The 26,076-nt window shown below is 36.9% G+C and carries 26 protein-coding genes and 1 riboswitch; of the genes, 1 reads left to right on the top strand and 25 read right to left on the bottom strand.

Annotation, left to right across the window (positions count from 1 at the left end):
• Positions 1–41: 41 nt before the first annotated feature.
• From NiCM35_RS25370 to NiCM35_RS25320, 11 genes are all read right to left on the bottom strand, one after another.
• Complete coding sequence (locus tag NiCM35_RS25370) at positions 42–1,976, bottom strand: BglG family transcription antiterminator (protein ID WP_433780868.1); 1,935 nt, start codon at positions 1,974–1,976, stop codon at positions 42–44.
• A 136-nt stretch (positions 1,977–2,112) separates the two neighbouring features.
• Positions 2,113–3,504: a glycoside hydrolase family 1 protein gene (locus NiCM35_RS25365; protein ID WP_095329365.1), complete on the bottom strand. Its 1,392-nt coding sequence runs from the start codon at positions 3,502–3,504 to the stop codon at positions 2,113–2,115.
• 18 nt (positions 3,505–3,522) lie between these two features.
• Positions 3,523–3,837 (bottom strand): PTS sugar transporter subunit IIA, encoded by a 315-nt coding sequence (locus NiCM35_RS25360; protein WP_206426377.1) that lies wholly within the window; start codon positions 3,835–3,837, stop codon positions 3,523–3,525.
• A gap of 104 nt (positions 3,838–3,941) precedes the next feature.
• Entirely contained in the window at positions 3,942–5,219 is a 1,278-nt protein-coding gene (celB, locus tag NiCM35_RS25355) for a PTS cellobiose transporter subunit IIC (protein ID WP_047940956.1), read from the bottom strand.
• A 55-nt stretch (positions 5,220–5,274) separates the two neighbouring features.
• Positions 5,275–5,589 carry a PTS sugar transporter subunit IIB gene (locus tag NiCM35_RS25350; RefSeq protein ID WP_095329364.1) on the bottom strand — a complete coding sequence of 105 codons (315 nt, stop codon included), beginning with the start codon at positions 5,587–5,589 and terminating at the stop codon, positions 5,275–5,277.
• Between the two features lie 225 nt (positions 5,590–5,814).
• Entirely contained in the window at positions 5,815–7,419 is a 1,605-nt protein-coding gene (xynB, locus tag NiCM35_RS25345) for a xylan 1,4-beta-xylosidase (RefSeq protein WP_095329363.1), read from the bottom strand.
• Positions 7,420–7,786: 367 nt separating this feature from the next.
• Positions 7,787–9,349 (bottom strand): malate:quinone oxidoreductase, encoded by a 1,563-nt coding sequence (locus NiCM35_RS25340; protein ID WP_095329362.1) that lies wholly within the window; start codon positions 9,347–9,349, stop codon positions 7,787–7,789.
• Positions 9,350–9,586: 237 nt separating this feature from the next.
• On the bottom strand, positions 9,587–10,414 hold the full coding sequence (locus NiCM35_RS25335; protein ID WP_095329361.1) for a MetQ/NlpA family ABC transporter substrate-binding protein: 828 nt from the start codon (positions 10,412–10,414) through the stop codon (positions 9,587–9,589).
• A gap of 18 nt (positions 10,415–10,432) precedes the next feature.
• Complete coding sequence (locus tag NiCM35_RS25330; protein ID WP_095329360.1) at positions 10,433–11,095, bottom strand: methionine ABC transporter permease; 663 nt, start codon at positions 11,093–11,095, stop codon at positions 10,433–10,435.
• A complete protein-coding gene (locus tag NiCM35_RS25325; protein WP_123258579.1) occupies positions 11,088–11,837 on the bottom strand; it encodes a methionine ABC transporter ATP-binding protein in 750 nt (249 codons plus the stop codon). Before NiCM35_RS25325 ends, NiCM35_RS25330 begins: the two co-directional genes overlap by 8 nt.
• Before the next feature lie 97 nt (positions 11,838–11,934).
• Positions 11,935–12,552 (bottom strand): LysE/ArgO family amino acid transporter, encoded by a 618-nt coding sequence (locus NiCM35_RS25320; RefSeq protein ID WP_433780867.1) that lies wholly within the window; start codon positions 12,550–12,552, stop codon positions 11,935–11,937.
• A 125-nt stretch (positions 12,553–12,677) separates the two neighbouring features.
• Here NiCM35_RS25320 and NiCM35_RS25315 point away from each other — a divergent pair, with 125 nt between their 5' ends.
• Entirely contained in the window at positions 12,678–14,132 is a 1,455-nt protein-coding gene (locus tag NiCM35_RS25315; protein ID WP_123260230.1) for an aminotransferase-like domain-containing protein, read from the top strand.
• A 16-nt stretch (positions 14,133–14,148) separates the two neighbouring features.
• Here NiCM35_RS25315 and NiCM35_RS25310 read toward each other — a convergent pair whose 3' ends face one another.
• From NiCM35_RS25310 to NiCM35_RS25245, 14 genes are all read right to left on the bottom strand, one after another.
• Positions 14,149–14,805, bottom strand: a complete 657-nt coding sequence (locus NiCM35_RS25310; RefSeq protein ID WP_433780866.1) for a FusB/FusC family EF-G-binding protein — start codon at positions 14,803–14,805, stop codon at positions 14,149–14,151.
• A gap of 129 nt (positions 14,806–14,934) precedes the next feature.
• Positions 14,935–15,210 (bottom strand): CD3324 family protein, encoded by a 276-nt coding sequence (locus NiCM35_RS25305; RefSeq protein WP_095329355.1) that lies wholly within the window; start codon positions 15,208–15,210, stop codon positions 14,935–14,937.
• 226 nt (positions 15,211–15,436) lie between these two features.
• Positions 15,437–16,417, bottom strand: coding sequence for an LLM class flavin-dependent oxidoreductase (locus NiCM35_RS25300; protein ID WP_433780865.1), 981 nt, complete (start codon positions 16,415–16,417; stop codon positions 15,437–15,439).
• 20 nt (positions 16,418–16,437) lie between these two features.
• Entirely contained in the window at positions 16,438–17,433 is a 996-nt protein-coding gene (locus NiCM35_RS25295) for an LLM class flavin-dependent oxidoreductase (RefSeq protein WP_163187323.1), read from the bottom strand.
• Positions 17,434–17,524: 91 nt separating this feature from the next.
• Positions 17,525–17,827, bottom strand: coding sequence for a DUF3219 family protein (locus NiCM35_RS25290; RefSeq protein ID WP_303985644.1), 303 nt, complete (start codon positions 17,825–17,827; stop codon positions 17,525–17,527).
• 56 nt (positions 17,828–17,883) lie between these two features.
• Positions 17,884–18,981, bottom strand: a complete 1,098-nt coding sequence (locus NiCM35_RS25285; protein ID WP_095329351.1) for a sensor histidine kinase — start codon at positions 18,979–18,981, stop codon at positions 17,884–17,886.
• Positions 18,981–19,658: a response regulator transcription factor gene (locus NiCM35_RS25280; protein ID WP_095329350.1), complete on the bottom strand. Its 678-nt coding sequence runs from the start codon at positions 19,656–19,658 to the stop codon at positions 18,981–18,983. The genes NiCM35_RS25285 and NiCM35_RS25280 overlap by 1 nt, the downstream gene beginning before the upstream one ends.
• A 98-nt stretch (positions 19,659–19,756) precedes the next feature.
• Positions 19,757–20,572, bottom strand: a complete 816-nt coding sequence (locus NiCM35_RS25275; RefSeq protein WP_095329349.1) for an ABC transporter permease — start codon at positions 20,570–20,572, stop codon at positions 19,757–19,759.
• Positions 20,569–21,579 carry an ATP-binding cassette domain-containing protein gene (locus tag NiCM35_RS25270; protein WP_095329348.1) on the bottom strand — a complete coding sequence of 337 codons (1,011 nt, stop codon included), beginning with the start codon at positions 21,577–21,579 and terminating at the stop codon, positions 20,569–20,571. Before NiCM35_RS25270 ends, NiCM35_RS25275 begins: the two co-directional genes overlap by 4 nt.
• Before the next feature lie 239 nt (positions 21,580–21,818).
• Positions 21,819–22,160, bottom strand: coding sequence for a zinc ribbon domain-containing protein YjdM (locus tag NiCM35_RS25265; protein WP_095329347.1), 342 nt, complete (start codon positions 22,158–22,160; stop codon positions 21,819–21,821).
• A gap of 84 nt (positions 22,161–22,244) precedes the next feature.
• The gene (locus NiCM35_RS25260) at positions 22,245–22,742 is read right to left on the bottom strand and encodes an LURP-one-related/scramblase family protein (protein WP_095329346.1); all 498 of its coding nucleotides are present in this window, start codon (positions 22,740–22,742) and stop codon (positions 22,245–22,247) included.
• A gap of 534 nt (positions 22,743–23,276) precedes the next feature.
• Positions 23,277–24,032: an amino acid ABC transporter ATP-binding protein gene (locus tag NiCM35_RS25255; protein WP_433780864.1), complete on the bottom strand. Its 756-nt coding sequence runs from the start codon at positions 24,030–24,032 to the stop codon at positions 23,277–23,279.
• Between the two features lie 18 nt (positions 24,033–24,050).
• Positions 24,051–24,797, bottom strand: coding sequence for an amino acid ABC transporter permease (locus NiCM35_RS25250; protein ID WP_095329344.1), 747 nt, complete (start codon positions 24,795–24,797; stop codon positions 24,051–24,053).
• Between the two features lie 64 nt (positions 24,798–24,861).
• Positions 24,862–25,698 (bottom strand): transporter substrate-binding domain-containing protein, encoded by an 837-nt coding sequence (locus NiCM35_RS25245; RefSeq protein ID WP_371472672.1) that lies wholly within the window; start codon positions 25,696–25,698, stop codon positions 24,862–24,864.
• A gap of 107 nt (positions 25,699–25,805) precedes the next feature.
• Positions 25,806–25,987, bottom strand: a riboswitch (Lysine riboswitch).
• Between the last annotated feature and the right edge of the window lie 89 nt (positions 25,988–26,076).

The following is a 26,076-nucleotide window of genomic DNA, read 5'->3' as shown; positions in this document are numbered from 1 at the left end:
TATACCTATTTTGGTAACTCCCGCCTTTTAGTTTCTACCCATTAAGCTTCCTTCATTATGCGGATAAATTCTTCATACATACTTGCCTTTAATATTTTATGAACACTTGTGTGGTCCTCAATAAATTTACCGAGGACATCATACATTTCCTGCAAATCCTCTTGACTGTTCTTTTTTACACATAATAAAAAGATAATCTGAACTGAGTTATTATTCCAATCAATCGGCTTTTCTAGGGTGCATACACAGACAAATGTTTTTTCTGTTTGCGGGGTAATCGGATGCGGGATAGCAACCAAATTCCCATAAGCGGTTGGTGCTACCTTTTCTCTTTCATATACCGCATCTAAAAATGGTTTTCCCACTAACCCTTTCTCCATTAGCTGTGTATGTAAAAAGGTTAAAACTTCCTCTTGGGAATGGAATATTTTCTTTAAAAAAATGAGATCTTGGCGAAAAAAGGACTCGATTGGCTGATGACTACTTTGAGTTAGAATAAATTTTTCAATGGCCTTTAAATCACTTTCCTTCAATATTGCATTTACCTCAATGACTGGAATGTCAAAGCTCTCCTTAAAGGGGATAGAGCTAACGATAAAGTCCACTTCATTTAAATTATATTGATCGAGCATATAATATTCTGTTGTCCCAACCACATCTAAATTACTGCCAAAATAAGATTTGAGACGATAATAAATTAACTGAGCGGTTCCAAGCCCAGAAGCACATACAACTAAGCAGCGTTTTGGACCTGAACGTAATTTGGTTCTTTCCATTGCTGCTCCAATATGAAGCGCCAAATAACCAACTTCATTTTCATCCATTTCGATTCCTGTGTATTCTTTAATGGCCATTCCTGCAATAATTCCCGCTTCATAGGCAAGTGGATAGTTATTTTTAATTTCTTGCAACATAGGGTTTCTTATATTCATGCCGTATTTAATGCGGTTAACTGCAGGCTTTAAATGCATACTCATTCCAAAGATAAGTTCTTCATCCTTTTCAATGCCTAAATCTAATTTTTCTTCTATTTTGGACAAAACAAAATGAACCAGCTGAAGAATATCATCCTCAATTACATGATCAATATGGCCCTTTTTCTGAGTAACTAGCTTTGTTCCAAGTAAATGCATAGCAATATAGGCAATCTCCGTCTGCGGAAACTTAATTTGGTATAGATCTTCTACTTCCTTCACAATTTCATTTGCTACATGATATTCCCTTTGTTGTTCAATTTCATCCATATCGGCGTGAAATATTGCCACATAATGACCACTAACAATCCGCTTTTGGGCGATTACAATATGAATCAATAAATTATTAATAGCGATATCCGATAAAGTAATTTGATACTTTTTTATTTGTCTTAAAATAATTTCTTGGATATTATCCATTTTCTCTTCATTAAAAATAGAAGGATGAGGACTATCTATTGTACTGATTGTTTGTTTTTTACGATCAAGTACATACTCTGATAAACAAAATCGCACTTTAATTTCATCCCCAACTGCTTTAAGTCCATAATTCGGTCGTGCTTCTAATATAATGTCATACTTTTGAAGGATTTCTTTCACATGCTTAATGTCTTGTTGAATAGTAGACTTACTGACAAACAGTTCATCTGCGAGATCATCTAATTTAAAGTATTGATCATTTAATAAAAACCGGATAATAATATAAGTTACTCTGTCCTCTGGCGTTTTAGGAATACCAGTATGAGAAAGTGAGTTTTCTACAAATATAGAATGTAAATACTGCTGAAATACTGCTTTATCCCAAATCTCTAACGTATAACCTTTTGAGATAACGGAAATTATTTTTGCTCCATGATTATTTAATATAGCATCTAGATTTTTAATATCTTCTCGCGTTGTTCGCGCAGTCACATGATTAACAGTAGCTAAATATTCACCTGTTACCGGTGTATCCGCTACCAATAATTCACTTAATACTTGTTTCATTCGGGAGCTTAACAAAATAAAGTCTCCTTCCATTCGTTTTTTACAATTTTACCCATATGCATTTTTACTCAAAAAGGTTCTGATCTTAACTCTTGATCAGAACCTATCTTGATATCTAGAAAGATTATATCAGAAACATTCACTGTTGTTCCTAAAATCCATTATTGGCTGCTACATTTTTAAACCAGTAAGCACTTTTCTTTGGTGTTCTGGTTTGTGTTTTTAAATCTACTGAAATAAAACCGTAGCGATTTTTATAGGCATTGGACCAAGACCAATTATCCATGAATGTCCATAGATGATATCCCTTAACATTACAGCCTTCTTCAATAGACCTATACAGCCATTGTAAATGTCCTTCAATAAACTTAATACGATAATCATCTTGAATTTGACCATCTTTCAAGAAACGCTCTTCATCTTGAACTCCCATGCCATTTTCAGAAATAAAGGATTCCACATTCCCATAGTTTTCCTTTAAATTCATCATGATATCGTAAATACCTTTTTCGTAAATTTCCCAGCCGCGATAAGGATTCATTTTTCTGCCTGGCATCTCATAGGAGTCAAAGAACCATTCTGGCATAAAAGGGCTATACGGATTTGGTAAATGCTCTTTCGCCTTCACTCGGCGGGGTTGATAGTAGTTGACTCCAAGAACATCGACTGTATTTTCTTTAATTAGTTCTAAATCTCCTTGCTCACTATTTGGTAGTTGTCCATGTTCACGTAATATTTCTACTAATTCCTCTGGATATTCACCAAGTACAGCAGGATCTAAGAAACTTCTATTAAAGAATAAATCACAAATATTCGCTGCTTTCAAATCATACGGATTCTGGCTTCTTGGGTAGGATGGCGTTAAATTTAACACAATCCCTATTTTTGTATCTTTGTCTTGATTCCATCCTCGAAAAGCTTGAACAGCTTTCGCATGTGCTAAAACTGTATGATAGGCTACTTGTGCAGCCTTCTTAAAATCTACGATATTCGGATAATGGAAATCATATAAATATCCACCTTCGACCGGAACAATCGGTTCATTGAACGTAAACCATTTTTTCACACGATCACCGAATAGCTGGAAGGATTGTAAAGCATAGGCTTGGTATGCATCCACAACTTCGCGATTTTCCCAACCACCGATTTTCTGCATTTCTAGCGGCATATCAAAATGATACAGGGTAACGAATGGTTCGATTCCATTAGCTAATAGCTCATCAATTACATTATTGTAAAAAGTTACAGCTTCTGGGTTCACTTCTCCCCGTCCGTTTGGAATTAATCTAGACCAAGAAATAGATAAGCGGAAAGAATTATGCCCAATTTCCTTCATCAATTGAATATCTTCTTTATATTGATAATAGAAATTAGAAGTAGTTTCTGGCCCTACATTGTCAAAAAAGCGATTTGGTTCTGCCTCATACCAATGGTCCCAAATGTTTTTTCCTTTTCCTGCTTCATTCGCTGCTCCTTCTATCTGTGTTGCAGATGTGGCGCTTCCCCACCAAAAACCTTTAGGAAATTTGTATTGAACAGTCATTTTAAGAAACCTCCAAAATTATTTATTACGATAAATCTCAATTATTTCAGTAGCCAAATCACGAACAGTAATAGCTGTCATCAAATGATCTTGAGAATGAACTAAAATCACATTCACGCCCGCACCATTTCCGCTCGCTTCCTCTTGGAGTAGTTTCGTTTGAAAACCATGCGCTTTACCAAGTTCAGTACTTGATTCTTCTAGTAATCGATCCGCTTCTTCAAAGTTTCCTTCTTTTGCTTCTTGTATTGCTTCCATTGCACATGAACGGCCATTTCCAGCAAAAAGAATTATTTGAAAAGCTATTTCTGTCATTTTGTTATCTGTTTCCATCCCTGTCACTCCATTTCTAAAACTAAAGGGGGTTTACACTTAAGGTTAACTAAGGTAAATCCCCTTCCTCTTAATGTAAAACTTATTTCTATCTTGCTGACTGCTTATCCTTTTTTCTCTGTTTCATAATAATTTTTGTCTAGAACTTTTAGGAATGGCCACCAAATCACCATCACAACAAGTAAGTTAAAGATTTGCAGTGCTGCCCCTCTCCAATCATTACCGGTTGCTAAGAACCCACTAATACCAATCGGTGTTGTCCACGGAACAATGATTCCTGCTGGTTTCGGAACGATCCCTGCTGACATTGTCAGATACGTAATGATTGTTACTACTACTGGCGCTAATAACCACGGAATAAGAACTAATGGGTTCATAATGATTGGTAAACCAAAGATAATTGGTTCATTTACGTTGAAAATTCCAGCTGGTCCACCTAGTTTTCCAAGTTCTTTTGTTTGTCTGCTCTTACCGATTAAGAAGATAAGAATAACAACCCCCAATGTCATCCCAGTACCACCCATACCTACTAGGAACGTATCCATAAATTGTTTTGTGATAACGTTTGGAAGCTCTGTTCCTGCTTGGAAAGCAGTAAAGTTTTGGTCATTCAATGCATACCAGATTGGGTCAAGGACAGAGTTCATAATAATTTGTCCGTGTAAACCGAAGAACCAGAATAATTGAATTAATAATACCACCACGATTGTTGCTGGAAGACTACTACCTAGAGCAGTTAATGGCTCTTGGATAATCGTATAAATAAAGTTTTGTACTGTTTCAAATGGTGTAAAGCTGAAAAGAATACGAATGATTAAAAAGAATGTTAATGTTAGTGTAATAGGAATCAATGCACTAAAGGATCTAGATACAGAGTCCGGTACACCTGGCGGCATTTTAATCGTCCAATTTTTCTTCACAAAGAAGCGATATAGCTCTGCGGAAATAAATGCTGTGAAAATCCCCAAGAACATACCTTGTGCGCCAAGAATAACTGTTGGGATTACCCCAGTCACTTCCCCTAATTCTTGTGGGTTTAAAATAAGGAATGATGCAACCCCTACAACAGCTCCATAAATGGCTTCAAGACCATAATGCTGTGTCAGCTTATATCCAATTCCCATTATGACAAAGAGTCCCATAATACTTAGCGTTGCTGCGGATGCTGGACCTAATGCATTTTGATAAGCTGCATAAGCATCTTCGCTTATCATCTTATCTAGGAAAGGAAAGTTTGCAATTACAACAAAAATTGATCCAAAAATGATTAGCGGCAAGGCAACCATAAATCCATCACGTAATGCTGCTAAATAACGATTGTTGTTCAATTTCTCAGCAATTGGCAACAGAATATTTTCCAAAACCTCCATAAACTTATTCATAAGGTTTATCCTCTCTTCCTTCTTTTAGTAAATGCTTTCATTTGGAAATAAACGATTACTTGTTATTCTCGATTAATTCTAACGCTTTGTTTAAAACAGCTAATCCATCAATTCGTCCATAAGCAACTGGATCAATAACATCTAACGGAATTCCAACCGCTTCTGCTTGAGTAGCTAGTTTCTTTTTTAAGAAGCGCATTTGCGGACCAATTAAAAGAACATCTGCACGTTCCATATCTGTCTGTGCTTTATCTTGCGCAACAGCCCAAATTTCTGCTTCAATGCCTTTTTCCTTTGCAGCATCTTTCATTTTAGAAACTAATAGACTAGTAGACATTCCTGAAGAACAAGCTAATAAAATTCTTTTCATTTTAATGACCTCCGAGTAATTTATTTTAAGTAAATTATTTATAATGATTACTACGCTTTTATCTTACAATGAAAACTCTTACAACTTAACATATTGTTTTTCCGTCTAAAGGGGGAAATGAAATGTTAGCACTTTCATTTTTACTTCCGCATATATAAGAGCATATTATGTGCTAGAAGTGAAAAAGAAAAACCCAGGAGCTAAAATTTTCCTGGGTTTTTACCATTATTCGTTTTCCTGATAGCGGAAATATTTAAAGTCTGCTGGTATATTTTGACCACTTGTATCTTGACATTGCATTCCAACAAATGCTCCGGTAAAGAAGCCGCCGCCGCGAATATAATCATCAGATAGTTTTTTTGATTCAAATACTATATCTAGTTTATTCCACTCTTCTTTATCAAATGAGTAAGAGTAGTAGTAATATTCATTTTCGACTGTGACTCTTAAGTAAATATATTCTGTTTCGGTTGGAACAATTATTTTCTCCTTCAATGGTTGAGAGAAAGAAAAGTTGTCATTAACCGTTAAATCAAGGATGCGTCCAAGATTTTCATCATAGGTCACTTGCAATGCTGTCCAATTTTCAGTGTTGTAGTAATTTACTAAACCTGCAGCCTGCTGAATATTCTCGGGCGTAAAGGCTACGGCTGTTTCCGCTTCAAATTGAAGGCTTTGCCAGCGTCTAGCAACAAAAGATTGTGTAAAGGTTGATGTTAATGATTCTTGGCCAAATAAGCGTAAATGATGAGGTCTTTCTGATAAAGAACCTAATTGTTCTGTAAAAGGAATACGCAATGTTTGGAAATTGATATTAAGATTATCTTGCTCAAATTCATCGACAACTGGATAAGTTGGAGGGAATTTTGTTTCCGGAATCTTTGGAGCTTCTACTTCCAAGCTCCCCTCTTTTCCGCCAACTACATATGGCCAGCCATCTCTCCACTCCAGCTTCTGAATCGCTGTTTCCCTTCCTAAAGGACAATATCCCCTTTGTTGAATAATAGAATCATCATCTGGATGAATAGGACGTCCAGTTAAATGAGCTAAATACCATTCATCTGTATGGGTGTGGACAATAGAAGCATGCCCACATTTTTGCAATGGATTTCTAGGATTATGCCAGGAAGTTAAAAGTGGGTTATGCGGATGTACCTCATAAGGCCCTTCTATATTTTTGGAGCGTGCAATTGTTGCAGCATGCTCATATTTCGTTCCGCCTTCTGCTGTTAATAAATAATAGTAATCGCCAATATGATAAAGATGAGGTGCTTCTGTTAATTTGATATCTGTGCCCTTGAAAATTATTTGCGGCTTGTTAATTAATTTTTTCTGTTTTGTAGAGTATTCCTGCATAACAATTCCGCCGAAGGAATGACGGTCAATGCGCTGGTCCCACAGCATATTTAATAAATATTTCTTGCCATCCACGTCATGAAACAAGGAAGCATCAAAACCAGAACTATTTAATTTAATCGGCTCTCCCCAATCCCCATCTACCGTTTCGGAAGTAACCAAATAGTTGTGACAATCTTTCCAAGCTCCATCCACTACTTTTACATCCGTGTAAATAAGCCAAAACTTCCCGTCGCTATAACTTAAGCAAGGAGCCCAAACACCGCCAGAGTTAGGATTTCCTTTCATATCTAGTTGGGAAACTCTTTGTAATGGATGTGCAACTAATTCCCAGTTGACCAAATCCTTTGAATGATGTATTTGTACTCCTGGAAACCACTCAAAGGTAGATACTGCGATATAGTAGTCTTCATCGACTCTGCAAATGCTTGGGTCTGGATTAAATCCTTTCAGTACAGGGTTGATAATTTTCATTTAAAAAATCCTCCTTATGAATAACGATTTAAATAGACTAATATTTTTCTAATAATAGATTGCTATCTATAAAATTTCCTGAAGCTAATAATTGAAAAAGCAACTTCAAATGTTAGTTAGTTTGTTATATAAACTAAGTTAACCACGTTTTGAAAGCGCTTGTCAATCATTTCGCAAAATTTATATCATTTTTCTATACATTTAGAAAAAACATAGGAATAGCGACGCTTCTATGCATTTCCTCCAAAAGAAAAACTTCCATCTCATGATGAAAGTTTCTTAAAAATAAATGTATCTGATTTTATATTAATCGCTCGAAAAAAATTTTTTCTCTTATAAGTTGAATGGCTTAACAATCTATTTTCGATTAATGATGAATAGGTCTTTTTTCAGACAATTGCAATGTTTCTGCTGTTAATGTATGAACGTCATGCAATAGCTGAGGATTTTCTTTTAGGGATAATCCATACGACGGGATCATTTCCTTTAATTTTGGCTGCCATTCTGGCATTTTTTCTGTAAAACATTTCTGGATTACTTTCAGCATAACGTGAACAGCAGTAGAAGCACCAGGTGAAGCACCAAGTAATGCTGCTATAGAACCATCTGCCGCACTTACAACCTCTGTTCCAAATTGAAGGGTCCCTTTCCCGCCAGCTTCTGTATCCTTTATCACTTGCACACGCTGCCCAGCTACCACAAGATCCCAATCTTCCGCTTTGGCATTCGGGATAAATTCACGTAATTCTTCTATTCGCTTTTCTTTTGAAAGCATAAGCTGCTGGATTAAATAACTTGTTAAGGACATATTTTTTGCACCAGCTGCCAGCATTGTTAACAAATTATCTGGCTTAACAGATGTAATTAAGTCAAACATGGAGCCTGTCTTCAAGAACTTAGGCGAAAAACCAGCAAACGGGCCAAAAAGCAATGATTTCTGATTATCAATGAATCGTGTATCTAAATGGGGAACAGACATGGGTGGCGCTCCAACCTTTGCTTTCCCATAAACCTTTGCATGATGTTTTTCAACTATTTCTTGATTTTTGCAGACTAAAAATATACCACTAACTGGGAATCCACCCATATGTTTTCCTTCGGGGATACCAGATTTCTGCAATAAATGTAAACTGCCGCCGCCACCGCCAATAAAGACGAATTTAGCAGCATGTCTTTCGACTGTACCACTATTTAGATTTTGTACCTTTGCTTCCCATAAGCCATCATTCGTTCGTTTTAAATCATTTACACTGTGCTTGTAGTTAATTTCTACACCTTTTTTCAATAAATCAGCAAACAGCAAACGGGTTAAGGCACCGAAATTCACATCTGTTCCAGAATCAATCTTTGTCGCGGCTATCGGTTCTTTTAATTCACGATTTTGCATAATGAGGGGTATCCATTCATTTAGTTTTTCGGGATCCTTTGAGAATTCCATTCCGTTAAATAGCGGATTACTTACCATTGCCTCAAAACGTTTCTGTAAAAAAGCTACATTTTTTTCCCCAAGAACTAAACTCATATGTGGCAATGGCCTAATAAAGTCTTGTGGATTATGTAATACTTGATTATTTACAAGATGAGACCAAAATTGCAAGGAAACTTGAAACTGTTCGTTAATTTCTATCGCTTTACTTATGTCTACAGAGCCATCTGGTTTTTCTACCGTGTAGTTCAATTCGCATAGTGCCGCATGACCTGTTCCTGCGTTATTCCATTCATTCGAGCTTTCCTCACCTGCACTAGCTAATTTTTCAAACACTGTAATTTTCAAATTTGGGTCTAATTCTTTTAAAAGCGTTCCTAGAGTTGCACTCATAATCCCGGCACCAATTAAAATAACGTCTGTTTTCGTCTCTCGTCTGCTCATTTTAACCTTCCTTATACTTTTATTTTCAGAAAGAATGTAAGCGTTCCCTTTTTGATGCATTAAAGTAAACAAGGAATTATTAAAGCTATCATCTTTTCTGGATCAAGCATCACCTTGTTACAGCCCAACTTATTTTCAAAAAATTTTAAATAGTTACCTATAATTATACGCTAATTATTCATTTTTTTAAAGCCAGAATTTTCCCAAAAAGAAAGCCTTATCCTTGTTAGAAATTAGGATAAGGCATTGATATGCTATTTATCAGTGAAATATGACTGTCTGAGAAAAACCTCTTATTTAAAATGCAGGAATTGCTGTTTCGTCATATTTTTCTTCTAAAAATTTACGGACCTCTGGGCTAGTCATTGCTTCTGCAAGCTTTTGAATAGGTTCCCAATCTGCATTATCTTTACGAGCAACTAATGTAATCGCAAAATCATTTTCTACCCCTTCTACTAACAAGGCATCACTTTTTGGTGTTAAGCCAAGTGGAGATGCATAAGCAGGTGTCATCACGACTAGATCAGCATCATCATACATTCTTGCCAGCATTAATAAGTCAACTTCCTCAAACTTATAGTTTTTCGGATTTTCGATAATATCCGCTTTGGTGTAATAAGGGCCTGTTTTCTCTTTTAACTTAATGACATCATGTTGAGCCAATAATGCCAAAGAACGGTCTATATTGGATACATCATTAGCAATGGCAATTACAGCACCTTCTGGCACATCATCCATAGAATCATATTGTTTTGAATAAACACCATAATTTGCAAAATAGATAGCTTTTACTGGCACTAATTCAGCGTTATTACTTCGGTTGAACTCTTCCATATAGGGGACATGCTGGAAGAAATTTGCATCCACATCCCCTGCCGCAAGTGCCGTATTCGGCTGTACATTATCACTTAATACTTTAACATCAAGGTTAATACCTTCCTCTGCTAGTGTTGGTTTTACTAGATCAAGAATTTCCGTCATTGGTGGTATTAAAGACGCAACCTTTAGTGTTACTTCTTCTTTTTCCTTAGTATTTGTTTGCTTTTTATCTGTTTCTGCCTTTTCTTTCCCGCAAGCTGCTAAAAGAAATAGGCCAATTATCATTAAAAATAATATTTTTTTCATTTTCTTATCTCCTATCATTTACCTTTTATCAATTACTTTTGCTATTGCTGTACCAGTAAATTGTATAGCCTGTACTAATATGACCATAATAATAATCATATAAATCATTAAATCAGTTTTAAATTGTTGATATCCATAACGAATCGCAAAATCTCCAATACCGCCGCCGCCAACAACTCCCATAATGGTTGAATAAGAAATAAAGCTGATAATCGAGGTTGTTAGTCCTAAAACAAGTCCAGAACGAGCTTCTACGTAAAGAAATTTGAAGATAACTTCTCTGACAGATGCCCCCATTGAAATGGCTGCTTCGATTACGCCTTTTGGCACTTCTAGTAATGATTGCTCCACTAAACGAGCATAATGAGCGATGGCAATAATCGATAATGGGACTGTTGCAGCTGCTGTACCCATAGCCGTTCCAATGATGATTCTCGTAAATGGAATAAGAAAGACTACTAATAATAAAAATGGAAAAGAACGAATAATATTTACTATTAAGTTCAGTGTAGAAAAAATAATTTGATTTTCGAGCATCTTTCCTTTTCTACTCAAGAAAAGCAATGTCCCGACTGGCAGTCCGATGATAATCGCTGCTAGAATAGACATTCCTACCATTACAAATGTCTCCCCAATAGATTGCCAAATTTCCAATCGATATTGAATTAATATCTCAGGCATAATCTATTTCACCATCCTTTTTCAGCTGTTCTACTAACCTTTTGGAGGTGTTATTTATTTGCTGAATTCCTTTTGGCTCAATTGCAACAGTATCATAAATTTCTCCATCTTCCAAAACCGTCACTCGACTACAGATACTTTTTATTACTTCCATCTCATGACTGACGATTACAATCGTTACACCTAGACGCTTATTAACATCCTCTAGAACATGCAAGATTTCCCCTGTCGTTTTTGGATCAAGGGATGAGGTTGGTTCATCACATAATAATACTTGCGGATTATTAGCAATTGCGCGTGCTATCGCTACACGCTGCTTCTGACCTCCGCTTAATTGTGCAGGATATTTACCCATAAAGCTTTCCAATCCAACAAATCGGAGACACTCTATTACTCGATTTCGTCTGTCTTTTCTTGAATAGTTAGCCAATTCTAAAGACACTAGCACATTATCATAAACGGTCTTATTTGCAACAAGATTAAAGTGTTGAAATATCATCCCAATTGATTGGCGGGCTTGTCGAAGTTCTTTATAGTTAAGACTGGTCAGCTCACGGCCGTCCACTAGCACTTTTCCTGTTTCGGGAACTTCTAATAAATTCATTAGCCGCAGCAACGTGGATTTACCAGCACCACTCGCCCCAATAATACCGAAAATTTCTCCTTTATGTATCGCTAAAGAAATAGACTTAATGACTTCATCATCCGCAAAACGTTTACTAACATTACGCAATTGAATCATTACATACCCCCCCCTTTTTCATTTGCAGGGCACTTACAGCCTTCTCATTATAGCGAAATATAAAGGAGATGTCATTCTGAATGCCCAAAGCGGGATGTCATTTTAAAATTATTAGATTTAAGCCTAAATAAAGAGCCATCGCCCAAATAATAACTGCTGATACTTGGTTAATGTGTTGAATCAGCTTTCCACGCCCGGTGATTTGTCCGATCTTTCTCCCTGCTATTGCCAACAAACAAAACCAAATCCATGAAACACCTATACAAGCTGCAGTAAACATGATTTTCTCCTCTCCTGTATAGGCTAAGGAACTTGTACCGATGACGCCAATGGTATCGAGAATAGCATGTGGATTTAATAGAGAAACAGACGCAGCAAATGCTATTTGGCGGCGTGGAGAAAAGAGTTTTTGTTCTTGCTTGTTCCCCACCACGGCTGCCGTTTTCCACATAGACCATCCCATATAAGCTAAGAAAAAGAAGCCAACAGTAAAAAGCATTGTTCTCACCCATTCAAAGGTAAAAACCACTACTGAAACACCTGCAACTGCTAAATAAATAAGCAAACTATCACAAATACTAGCCGTAATTATGGCCGGTAATATATAACTAAATTTTTTATGCGTTGCTCCTTGATTAAATATAAATATATTTTGAACGCCTAATGGTAGTATTAACCCAAACGCTAATACCATTCCATGTAATAATGGTTCCATCCTTATTCCCCCTTGCTTTATTGAGCATAGCGAAGAATAGGCTATCTGTCTCCATCCAATTGGATGGTTACAAACCCAACCATTTTGTTAAAATAAAAGAAAAAAGAAGGGGGAGCCAACAATTCATGGCAGAAATGGAATGGAAGCCACAAAAGGATTCAACCGTTTCCTTACACCAACAAATTACTACCTATCTGAAAAAGAAAATAATTCATGGAGAATGGACGATTGGGATGAAACTCCCTTCTCAAAGAAGCTTAGCAGAGCAATTTGCAGTCAACCGGAGCACCATTGTTACAGCACTCGAAGAATTGGCTGCGGATGGGTTAATTGAAACAAAAATGGGAAGTGGAACAAAGGTAATAAATAACACATGGAGTTTACTCGCCTCCACTCCGCCTCCTGATTGGATTAGTTATGTTAAATCGAGCATTCATCGACCGAACATCTCCATTATTCAAAAAATTAATAAAGCCGAAGCAAATCCGAATATTATCAGACTTGGTACTGGCGAGCTTTCTCCAAAGCTATTACCTAAGGCACGGATGGAAGAAATGTTTCACCAGAAGGGCAACCTAAGCTTGTCACTTGGATATACCGAGCCTAAAGGAAGTTTAGCTTTGCGACAAGCGGTTAGTTCTTATTTAAAAAAGAAGGGAATTATCGCTACCTCTGAGTCGATCTTGATTGTTTCAGGCGGGCTCCAGGCACTTCAATTACTATCCCTTGGTCTCTTAAAGCGAGGATCAGCCATTTTTCATGAAACACCATCCTATTTAAATTCCATCCATGTCTTCCAATCAGCAGGAATGCACTTATTAGGCCTGCCGCTTGATGAAGAAGGAATCACCTGTCATAGCATTGGACGACTAAAAAGACAGCATCAAGCCGGGCTGTTGTATACAATTCCTAATTATCATAACCCTACTGGCATTGTCATGTCTGAAAGGAGACGAAAGGAGTTAATAGCAATTAGTCAAAAAGAAGCAATACCTATTATTGAGGATGATGTATATGGAGATTTATGGTTAGAAACTCTCCCGCCCAAGCCCTTAAAAGCACTTGATACACAAGGAAACGTTCTCTATATCGGAAGTATGTCCAAAACATTAAGTCCAGGACTGCGAATTGGTTGGATTGTAGGACCTGAACCAGTTATCGAGCATTTAGCCGATATTAAGATGCAGACAGACTATGGTTCAAGCAGTTTATCTCAATTTGCTGTAGAAAGATGGTTGCAAAACGGATGGTATGAGGATTTCTTAACAGAAGTAAGAGCAGAGCTAAGACTGCGAAGAGATTTTACAAATGATCTATTAAAGAAATATTTCTCTGATATTGCTGAGTGGACAGTACCTAATGGTGGATTCTACATCTGGCTGAAATTAAAACCAATGATATCTTCACGTAAGCTATTTGAGATTTCTCTTAAAGAGGGAATTCTTATCAATCCAGGCATCGTATACGATAAAGCAGATGACCGGCATCTGCGAATATCCTACTCCTATGCTTCATTAGAAGAATTAGAAAAAGGATTAATAACCTTAGCACAGCTTATCAGCAGGGTAGCAAAGGGATGATTCTACCGAGGAGTCCTCAGTAGAGTCGACCCTCTGCGGTCAATAAAAATTCTTGCAAATAAGCGGTATTGGCTATGTTCTTATTGCATTCGCTACTATCTATACAAATCAGGTTTCCGATAGCCTTGTAATAATCCGCATTTTTAGGTTTCTTGTCTTTGGTAATCGTTGAAAAATAGGCAACCTCTCCAAAGCTATTGCAAAAGGAACAAATATTTTTTTTATTAGTCGGGGGCATTTTCCCTTCCATCCCTACTAATTTTCCATCTATTTCATAAATGATATATTTTCTATTAGATTTTCCATCTATCCAGCTTAAATAGGTTAATTTATGAAGGTCCATTGTTGCGAAATCAGGTAATCTTAATTTCTTTTGCTTTGGGAATAATTTTTTTAACTGTTGTTCTGTAATTTTTGGAAATGGCAATACATACGTTGCAAGTCGCTCTATATATTGTTCATATTCATCCTTTGTTTTCCATTTGGAAATATTCAATAACTCTTGCTGAGAGCTTGTTGCTTGTGGAAAAAGCTCAAATATTTTCGCCTGAGCTAAGTCGATTACTGCAGCTAACACTGGTTTAGGTAAACTTTTATTCATACTATCTTTAATGTTGGAAATTTGCTTTTTGATAAAATTCAATTGTTCATTTTTTATAAATGGTTCTGTCATTTCATTCTCTCCTATTAATGGGATGTTCTCTCTTCCTATTTTAGTAAAGACACTCTTTTTCTAAAATGGAAAAGATGACTAAGAAACGATTTTTACATAAAAAAAAACACTGATGAAAGCTCACCAGTGCTATTCTTTATTTTTATGTGAATAGACGATTTTCTTAATTGTTTCTGTGGAGAGATGGTATTCCTTCGCTAATGCTTGAATGCTGCTTCCATTTGCAAAGGCAGCTTTTATCGCATTATTTCTGCGATCCAGCATTAGCCTTCCCCCACTTGAAGTACCCCACTTCTTATGGGCATTTTCTTGCTTTGGAATATACAAGGTCTCGCCCTGGATATATTTTTGAATTTCCAAAATAAGCTTTTCAGGTAAAACATTCATTGCGTTCGTATACTTCAATTTTGCCCGCTCCCTTATTTTTTATTTTTGTCTAAAATAAGGTGCAAAGCCAAAATATTAGTCAGCGATAAAATTAGTTGTTTCGCCCCATGCAAAGTATCGCCTTTCTAATAATAGGCTTTGCATGAGTGGAAGTAGTATCAGACAATCGTATGTGATTCTCCAACTGTAAGCACCCCCTTTTTCATTATTATAGCTAATTTTATCAAGTGTTTACATGAAAATTTCAAAGAAGCGCTTCTGCCAGCAGTGTATAGGATTGCATTTTTTCTTCAAAATCATAAATGTTCGTAATAATCATCATTTCTTCGGTTTGGTAGACTTTACTTAATCGGAGCAGCTCTTCTTTAACTTTTCCTGGGGTTCCAATGATGGCCCGTTTGCGATTTTTTCTTATGATTGCTTTATCTTCTTCCGAAAGCACTATATTTTTTGCCTCTTCCTTGGAAAGAAGGAAAGTATCTTGTCCTTTTTCGATTGCTAACAGCCATAAATCTTGGCTTAATGCCATTTCTTCGGCTTCTTCTTGGGTAGGTGCACAAACAACAAATACACATACATTTGCCTGCGGATTTGCAAGAAAACTAGACGGCTGGAAGTTCTCTCTATAATGTTGCATGGCAATACTTCCGCTAATCGGGTTTATAAAGTGGCCATAAGTAAAAGCAGTTCCCTTTTCAGCGGCTAATCTAGCTCCCCGTTGTGAGACACCGAGCATCCACATTTCTGGCTGCGTTTCAACAGAAGGATAAGCTTGAACCTCATAATCAAGCGAAGAACCTATAAGAAATTCTTGAAGTGCCGTTACTTGGCGAGGAAATTCATTTAGGCTTTTTCTAATCCCATCTGTAAGAGCCAAACGAGTTGGGGTAGACCCACCTGGAGAACGGCCAATTCCTAAATCGATTCGATTCGGATAAAGTGCTTCTAACACTTTAAAATCTTCTGCAATTTTAAAAGGACTATATTGGGGCAGTAAAACGCCCCCTGAGCCCACACGAATTCTGTTTGTCTGAGCAGCAATACTCGATATAAGTATCTCCGGGGAGGTACCAGCGATGCCATTTGAGTTATGATGCTCCGCAACCCAAAAACGAGTGTAGCCAAGCTCCTCTGTTTGTTTTGCCAATTTAATGGTATTTGCGAGAGTCATGCTCGCATTCCCATTCTTACTTATTACAGATTGATCAAGTACACTTAATTTCACTTAAATACCTCCTTTCTTTTTCACCAAACTTCCTTGGCAATTAGCTCATATGACTTTATTCGTCTCTCATAGCTATTAGTAATGGTTACAATCATGATTTCATCAACACTGTAGGCAGACTGCAACTCAGCTAATTGTTGTTTCACTTCTTTTGGGTTTCCAATCATCATCTTTTTGCGCATTTCTTGTATTCTTTCTTTCTCATCGCTTGTAAAAGAATAATTTCTTGCTTCTTCAAGAGTGGGAATCCCGTTATTTTTTTCGCCTTTATCTGTTTGGATTTTCGATAGGAACCAGCTTAAAGCAAGCTCTTCTGCTAGTTCGGAGGTTTCTGCGCAGATAACCGATACAGTTATGATAGCTTGTGGTTTTTGGAGACCGCTGCTCTGTCGAAAAGCATTTCTGTAAGTGTTGACAATCTCGATTCCATCTTTGTCACTCATAAAATGGCCAAATGCATAGGCAGTCCCATAACTTGCTGCTTGAATAGCACTTTTTTCACTTGTTCCGAGAATCCACGGAACAGGAGGAGTATCCGGAAAAGGATGGGCTGTTATTTTTGAAAACATCTGATCTGTTGGATAATTATTATATAAAAAATGGAGAAGATCTTTAATTGAGTTAGGCATATTTCGGACATTTTCTAAGAAATTCCCAGAAAGAGCTATCGAAGCTTCGGCAGATCCACCAGGTGCCCGTCCTATTCCTAGATCAATCCGATCGGGAAATAACGTTGCAAGCATATTAAATGTTTCTGCTACTTTATATGGTTTATAGTGTGGCAATAGTATGGCTCCTGCCCCAATTTTGATCTTTTCTGTATTGGCTCCGATATACCCAAGCATCACTTCTGGGGCAGAACTAGCAAGACCAGGGAAATCATGGTGTTCTGCAATCCAATATCTTGTGTATCCCAATTTTTCGCCCAATTGAGCAAGCTTCATCGATTCCTTAAGTGCCTCCTGCGCACTCTTCCCAGATAGTACAGGTGCTTGGTCTAAAATACTTAATTTCATAGAGATAACCGCCCTTTCCGTTTATAGAAGCAAAAAAACAGATCGCTCTATCCACTTAACGGTAATCTGTTTTGCTAAACCCCTTCTAAATTTATTCCACTTCCATTAATTCTAAAAAGAAATCACTCGTACTGTCTTCATCAGAGAAATTGGTATAGGAGGTGGAATACTGATTAATTTCCCCTCTAAATTTCAATGATGTATCAGGAATGCTGACATCGAATACATTCTCATATAAAAACTTCGTAACTACGTGGTATTCTTCCCCACCTCTTACTTTAAACTCAAAGCTTACTACCGTTAACAGCTTCTCTGATTTTTTACTTTTCACTTTTGCCTCTTTAAAATTTGAAACTGTTAATGCAAAATCATTTAAGAAAACCTTCTTAGCCATTCTAATCGCTCCTTGTTTAGAAAGTGAGGAACGGGTTTCTACTTACTGAGGTCGGGCTAATTGATCTCAATAGAGCCGTCCTTCTGCTTTCCTATTTTTACTGTTATCTCTGTTCCTTTTCCTATTTGGCTTTTGACTTGGATTTCGCCTTTATGCAAGTCTATGATTTTTTTGACAATAGAAAGACCGAGGCCGTTTCCTCCTGTATTTCGACTTCTTGATTTATCTGCTTTATAAAAGCGTTCAAATATATGCATGAGCGAATCCTGCTCCATGCCAATTCCTGTATCTTTTATTTTAACAGTAATAATCTTATTCTCCGATTTAAATGCCTTGACTGTTATAGTACCTCCTTTTGGCGTGAATTTTATACTATTATGTAGTAAATTAATCCACACTTGATCTAGCATTTCTTCATCTGCCATAATTGTTACGTTCGCAAGGGAGATATCCATATCTATTTCTTTTTCTGTCCATTGTGGTTCATTGGCAAGAATAATTCGACGAAGCTGTCGATCTAATCGGTACTCTTTTTGCTCCAAAGGTAAATGTTCCGATTCTAAAGAGGTAAGTTTTAATAGATTTTCACTTAATTTGGACAAACGGATGCTTTCCATTTCAATGATGTCCAAATAGTGATTGCGCTCTTGTGGACTCAAATCATCATTTTTCAAAGCATGAGCAAACCCACTAATAGAGGTTAAGGGAGACTGAATTTCATGAGACACATTGGAGATAAATTCCTGACGCATTTCCTCCATTTCTCCTAATTTTTCTGCCATATGACTAATGTTTGTTACTATTTGATAATAAGGATGATCATTGTCACCTTCTCTAAACTGATTTTTATAATAGGAAAGGTCAATATTAAAATTTCCTTCTGCTATCATTTTGATTGCTTGAATGATTGGGTATAAGTGTTTATCCTGTTTGGATCTAATCCACGGGATTTTTGAGATAACTGCTATTATGCATCCAAAGAGAAAAAATCCGGCAATGCAATTAATTAATTGTCTGATGAATTCGCTTGGTGTTACTTGGATTGCTTCATAAAACCATGCTGTTAACCAATAGGAGAAGGAACAGCATACCATTAGAAAAATAATAATTGCAAGAAAGCCTGCTATTCTTTTCATCCATTGTGAGAACTTCACTATTTAACCTCCAATCGATAACCAAGACCGCGAACTGTCGTTATTTTAAAGGGACAGTCCTCTTGGGCAAATCGCTGCCTTAGACGTTTTATATGAACATCAACGGTGCGCTCATCCCCCTCATAATCATAGCCCCATATATCTTCAATTAATTGTTCTCGCGAAAAAGTTTTCTTTTGATGGGTTGCAAGCTTAAATAATAATTCAAATTCCTTTAAAGGTAATGTACTTTCATCATCTCCAATAGAAATTTTATAGGTGTCTCGATTAATCACGACATTTCCTATCTTAATCTGATTGGAAACATTAATTTGGTAGCGCTTGAGAAGTACCTTCACCCTAGCAACTAGCTCAGCAGGAGCAAAGGGCTTCACTAAGTAATCGTCTGCTCCAAGTTCAAATCCTTTCACTTTTTGTGATGTTTCTCCTTTTGCTGTCAACATCAAGATTGGCATTATCTCTGTATAATAGGTTCGCACTTCACGGCAAAGTGTCCAACCATCCATATTCGGCATCATAATATCAAGGATAATTAAATCCATTTTTTCTTGCTCGAGTATAGACATCGCTGCTTCTCCATCTTCTGCCTCCACAATAGAGAAGCCTTCCTTTGTTAGAATGACACGGATTAATTCTCTAATATGTGGATCATCATCTACGACTAGTATTTTTGCCATATTATCATTCCTTTTAAAAAAATAAGGAGAACCGCTAATTTCATAGCCGTTCTTCTTCATAGATTATTCTTTATTCTACCATTTAATCCTTCAAAAAATTATGCGCGTCTCATATAAGCACGTACGGTAATCGGTGCAAAAATAGCTACTATTACGGCTGCTCCAATAAGAGAGATTGTGAAATCTAAGCCAATTGTTCCTGCGTTTGTTAGATCCCTAACTGCTGTAACTAAGTGAGAGATAGGATTAATTTTTACAAACCACTGAAGGAAATTAGGCATTGTGTCTGCTGGAACAAAGGCATTGGACAGAAATGTTAATGGAAACAAGACAATCATAGAAATTCCTTGTACACTAGAAGCAGTTCGTGAAATAACACCCAAGAAAGCAAAGATCCAACTGATTGCCCAAGAACAAACAATAACAAGAATTCCTGCCAAGATCACAAAACCTATACCACCATCTGGTCGATAACCCATAATATATCCCATCGTAAACGTAAGAGTTGTGGCAATGGTATAGCGAATAGTATCAGCAAGCAATGCTCCTGCTAAAGGAGCAATTCTGGCAATCGGCAAAGACTTAAAGCGGTCAAACACTCCTTTATCCATGTCCTCCCTGAGCTGGACACCTGTTACCACTGATGTTGTAATAACAGTTTGAACGAGAATTCCCGGAATAATAACCGGTAAATAGTTTTGCACATTGCCAGAAATAGCTCCGCCAAAAATATACGTAAACATAAGAGTAAAAAGAATCGGCTGTAAGGTAACATCTGATAATTGTTCAGGTGTACGCTTTATCTTAAGCAAACCTCTATAGGCCATTGTTAATGAATTTCGCACTGCTTGACGAAAAGTGGAGTTTCTGTAAACTTTTTGTTCTCTGGTTGGTTTTAATGTAGTACTGCTCATACTAATCCCTCCCCTTTACTAGATTTATCTACATTTGCATTAGAACCAGTAATAGCTAGAAATACTTCATCTAATGTTGGCTTTTGCACACTTAATTCAGCCAATGGAATGCCAGCTGTCTTTAATGTCATAAGCAAATCGGTTACTTTATCCGCATCAGCCATTGGCGCTGTAATTTTTCCACCTTCTGCTGATACAGCTGATTGAACGTTAAGCACACGTTCCACAATCAGGCGAGCTTCTTGCATATTTTGTTCATTTTGAATACTTAAGTGTAAGGAGGAAGTCCCGATAGACCCCTTCAACTCATTCACTGTACCTTCTGCGACCACTTTTCCATGATCGATGACCGCAACTCGATCTGCAAGTTCATCTGCCTCTTGCAAGTACTGTGTTGTCAGCAGGACTGTTGATCCCCCTTTTACTAATTTCCTGATTGTCTCCCACATTTGATTACGCGTTCGTGGATCAAGTCCAGTAGTTGGTTCGTCTAAAAAAATCAGTGGCGGCTGTGCAATAAGGCTTGCAGCTAAATCCAGTCGTCTCCGCATTCCTCCTGAAAAATTTTTCAATGGACGTTTTGCTGCTTCTGTTAAGCCAAACTCTTCTAATAATTCCATTGCTTTACGTTTTGATTCGATACGCCCTAAACCTAATAACCGAGAAAAAATGATTAAGTTCTCTGTTGCGCTTAGGGATTCATCAACAGACGCATACTGACCTGTTACACCAATTAATTGGCGAACTTGCTGTGGCTCCTTTCCTATATCGTAGCCGAAAATCTTTGCAGAACCTGCATCTGCCTTCAACAAAGTTGCGAGCATTCTAATCGTAGTTGTTTTCCCTGCTCCATTAGGACCAAGTACCCCATAAATAGAACCTGTGCGAACCTGTAAATCCACACCATCTACAGCGCGATTATCGCCAAATACTTTTACCAGCCCTTCCGCTTCCACAGCCAGTTCTCTACTATCTATAATCTTTTTATTATTAGTCACTTGATTCAAAGTAAATCCTCCCTCTTTCATCTTATGTAGTGATAATAAATTACAAATATGAACTAAATATGAACTGGAATAAAGAGACGGATCGAAGCAATGCCAGAAGTCTTTTTGGAATGAAATAGACCTTTATTATCAATAATCCTATCTTTTTTGAAATAAGCGCACAAAGACGGTTCTACCGATGACAATTATATTAATTGCTCTCAGTAGAACCGTCTTTTGACTGCCTTGGCCTTAAAAGTCTATATTTTCTTCACAAATTCCGATTTTAATTTCATTGCTCCAAACCCTGCAATTTTACAATCAATATCATGATCGCCGTCTACTAAGCGAATACTTTTTACCTTTGTTCCTTGTTTTAAAACTGATGAACTCCCTTTTACTTTAAGATCCTTGATAACCGTAACGGTATCTCCATCATTCAAAACATTTCCATTTGCATCTTTGATAACTTTGCTATCATCATTTGCCTCTATATTACTATTGAATGTCCACTCATGTGCACATTCCGGACAAACTAAAAAAGTTCCATCTTCATATGTATATTCAGATTCGCATTTTGGGCAATTAGGCAAGGTGCTCATTATTTTATTCCTCCACTGGTTAATTTGTCTTTAAAAATATTATTATAACAAAAAGAAGGAAGCACCCCTATGCTTCCCTTTTCATTAATCTACAGAGGCAGAAGATGCAGCTGCTTGGTCCGCCTTTACACAATCAATTGCAACAACCAAAGCAATGAGTATTGCTTCCGTTTCTTCCTTCAGTATCTGCACTTTATAGCTATCGCCCCAGGTAAACCACTCTTTGCTCACCCTGCCGACTTCTTCCTCATTCTGAAAAACACGGAAATCCATATCCCACCAATTCCCACTTACTTCAATGCCAGCAGCATCAATGGTGTAACGTGCTTTAAAGAAAGAAAGCTCTTTGTTAATCGTTAAAACATTTTCCCCATTGATTTCGATATAAAATTTCGGTAAAAGGCTAAAGACCTTTTTGGTAATTAGGGCAATTTCATTATTATTTGTATCCTTTATGGAGAAGGTTTTAGGGATTTTAAAAAAACTTCCTTCCACATAATAAACATCTTTTTCCTCTTGATCCTTGACTGTAAATTTTTCATTAAGGCTAAAAATCTTTTGCTTCATATAGAGTTGTTTCATTCAGTGCCTCCATAATTAAAATAGTATCCTTTTCTCTACGAATAGCTGCCATCTGCTAAAGCTACTTTCGTATAAAAGAGATGTTATCCTTATATTCAACACTTTATGACATAATACCTTTCTCATTCACTCATTAAAGCAGTGACATACAGCCAGTTAAATTGTTGTTTATCTTTTTCTATTATTTATTTTGATTTCTCGATAAAATTCCCTAATTCAATTCATTTATTTGTTCAGTTAGCTACATTTCAGCTGAATGAGTTATTTCATTTGTTGCTTCAAAACTATAATTTCATCTATAAATGGACCTAAAAAAGAGAAGCCCTTTGTATAGACTTCTCTTTATCTAGTTATGCTATCTACTCCACCTTGTCACTGCTGCTGTCATGCTAGAAATCACCATTTTTCTCTTTAAATCATCGGAACCCATTTCTCATCATAGAAGACATTAGAAAATTATACTAATTGCATCCGATTCTTTTACAGATGACTTACAAAAGAGACCCCACTTTAACAAGTCTTTCCATGCAAGTATTATAAGCTAACTTGTGGTTGTACAATGGTGCGCTTTAGGAATTCCTTCGTACGTTCTTGTGAAGGATGGTGGAAGATTTGTTCCGGACTTCCCTCTTCCGCAATAACGCCCTTGTCCATAAAGATAACCCTGTCTGACACTTCCTTCGCAAACTCCATTTCATGTGTTACCACTATCATCGTTAGGCCAGAATGTGCGAGCTCTTTCATAACCTTTAATACTTCTCCTACCATTTCTGGATCAAGAGCTGATGTAGGTTCATCAAATAGCATCACATCAGGATTCATGGATAAGGCTCTTGCGATTGCCACACGCTGCTTTTGACCGCCTGATAATTGTTTTGGCTTTGCATTAATATACTTGTCCATTCCCACAACATTTAAGTAATGCATTGCTACCTTTTCGGCCTCTTCCTTGGAGCGTTTTAAAACTTTTATTTGTCCTACTACACAATTGTTCAGTACGTTATGATTGTTAAATAAGTTAAATTGCTGAAATACCATTCCTAAATTTTTTCGGTAGACCGCAACATCATGTTTCTCATCCAGTATATTTTCGCCATGGTAGAGTATCTCCCCGCCACTTGGCTTTTCTAATAGATTTATACACCGAAGAAGCGTTGATTTACCAGAACCAGAGGAACCGATGATCGAAACTACTTCTCCTTTATTAACAGAAAAATTAATATCTCTTAATACTTCATGTTTCCCATAGGATTTATTCAAATGCTTGATATCAATAATTTTGTTGTCCAACCTTATTCACCTTCTTCCTTATTTTAGTTTACCCCTTAATGGTTGTGCATCTGTTCCGATAACAGTGTAGCTATCGGACCCTTCTAACTTTCTCTCCATATATAACAATATTCTCGTAACAATAAAGGTCATTACAAAGTAAATTAGACAAGCTACAAAGAATGATTCAAAATACTTAAAGTTATTTCCAGAAATTGATTTTGTTACAAAATATAATTCGGTAACAGAGATAACATTTAATACAGATGTATCCTTAATATTAATAACAAATTGGTTACCAGTTGCAGGTAAAATATTACGGATGACCTGTGGCAATACAACGTTCCACATTGTCTGCACATGATTCATTCCAATCGCATGTGCTGCTTCAAACTGCCCTTTATCAACAGAAATAATTCCCCCTCGAACGATTTCTGCCATATAGGCACCTGTATTAATGGAGACTACAATGATTGCTGCAGCAAAAACATTCATGTCTATACCAAATGCTAGCGCAGAACCATAATAAATCACCATTGCTTGAACAATCATTGGTGTTCCACGGAAGAATTCAATATAGATAGACAGGATGATATTAATTACTTTTAAAATAAACTTTTTTATGCCGCGTTCCGGTGTTGGAATAGTGCGGATAACTCCCGCAATCAATCCTATAGCAGCTCCAATAATGGTCCCTATCAAGGCAATGATAAGCGTTAACCCAGCACCACGAAGAAACATCGGCCAGTTTTCTAATATTATTTTAACGATCCACTCAAGACTCATTTTTTCTCCTCACTTACTATATAAAACCGCCTGTATAAAGATATACAGCCGGTTTTTTTCTTTTTTATTCTGCTGCTGGTTGATTTTTGATTGCATTATCCATCATGCTTGTACGTTCTTCCTCTGGGATATCTGCTAAGATTTTATTAATCTTCTCTGTTAAATCACTATCCTTTTGCAGCCCTACAGCAATGGATGTGTCTTCTTCTGATGTTTTAAATCCTTCCTTAAATTCAACCATTGCAAATTTATCATTTGCAGTTGATGCACTAACTGCTTCAGGACGTTCTGATACATAGCCATCTATAACACCAGACTCTAAAGCAACCCTCATAGCTGGGAAGTTATCCATTGCTGTCTTTTTTTCTACCCCTTCAATTTGGTCAATGACAGAATAGTGAAAGGTATTTAGCTGTGCCGTAACTTTAGCGCCTTTAAAATCCTGGATAGAAGTAGCCTTTTCATACTTGCTGCCTTTTTTCACTACCATTACTAAATTTGATTTATAATAGCTATCTGAAAAGTCAACTGTTTCTTTACGTTCTGCAGTTGGTGACATCCCTGCTATAATAGCATCTATTTTCCCTGAAACTAAAGCTGGTACTAACCCGTCCCATTCTGTTTTCACAATGACTAATTCTTTTCCAAGACCTTCAGCCACTTTTTTAGCAATTTCCACATCATATCCACTAGCATATTCTGAAGACCCTTTGATTTTAACAGCTCCATTAGAATCATTGTTTTGTGTCCAGTTAAAAGGAGCATATCCCGCTTCCAGTCCTACTCTAAATGTATTGTCATCTGATGATCCAGAAGCTGACTTATCGCTTGTTCCACAGCCTGCCAATAAAAGAATGGCTGAGACCATTAAAACCATCATCATTAATAATTTGTTTCTCATGTTGTCTCTCCTCCTATTTTTCTTTCAATCTACTAAAACAAAAAAACGACCTGAGATCAACTCAGGTCGTAGTATATGCAATAGCCCTAAAGTCCTCTCTTTATCCCAAATGAGATAGCACAACTCAATAAACTAGGCGTTTATTGAGACAGTCCTGCAGCTCTTAACTACAGACCCAGCATGTAATACGGAGAAATATTACAAACTTCGGCGACATTTCCTTCTCCTTAGCATCATAGCTTCTCAAACTCCACTAAAGACTGTTAAATATCGCGCCTCTACCTCACTGTAAAAAAGTGAGGTCTTATTCAATTAATTTTAATAGTACCGTATTTTGGCAAGATTCGTCAACACGTTTTTCCTTTCTAGTTTTTTCCT

Source organism: Niallia sp. M35, from assembly GCF_050971705.1.
GTDB classification, from domain to species: Bacteria; Bacillota; Bacilli; order Bacillales; family Cytobacillaceae; genus Niallia; species Niallia circulans_A.
Note: the sequence above shows the minus strand (reverse complement) of the source record. Positions and strands in the feature narration are given on the sequence as shown.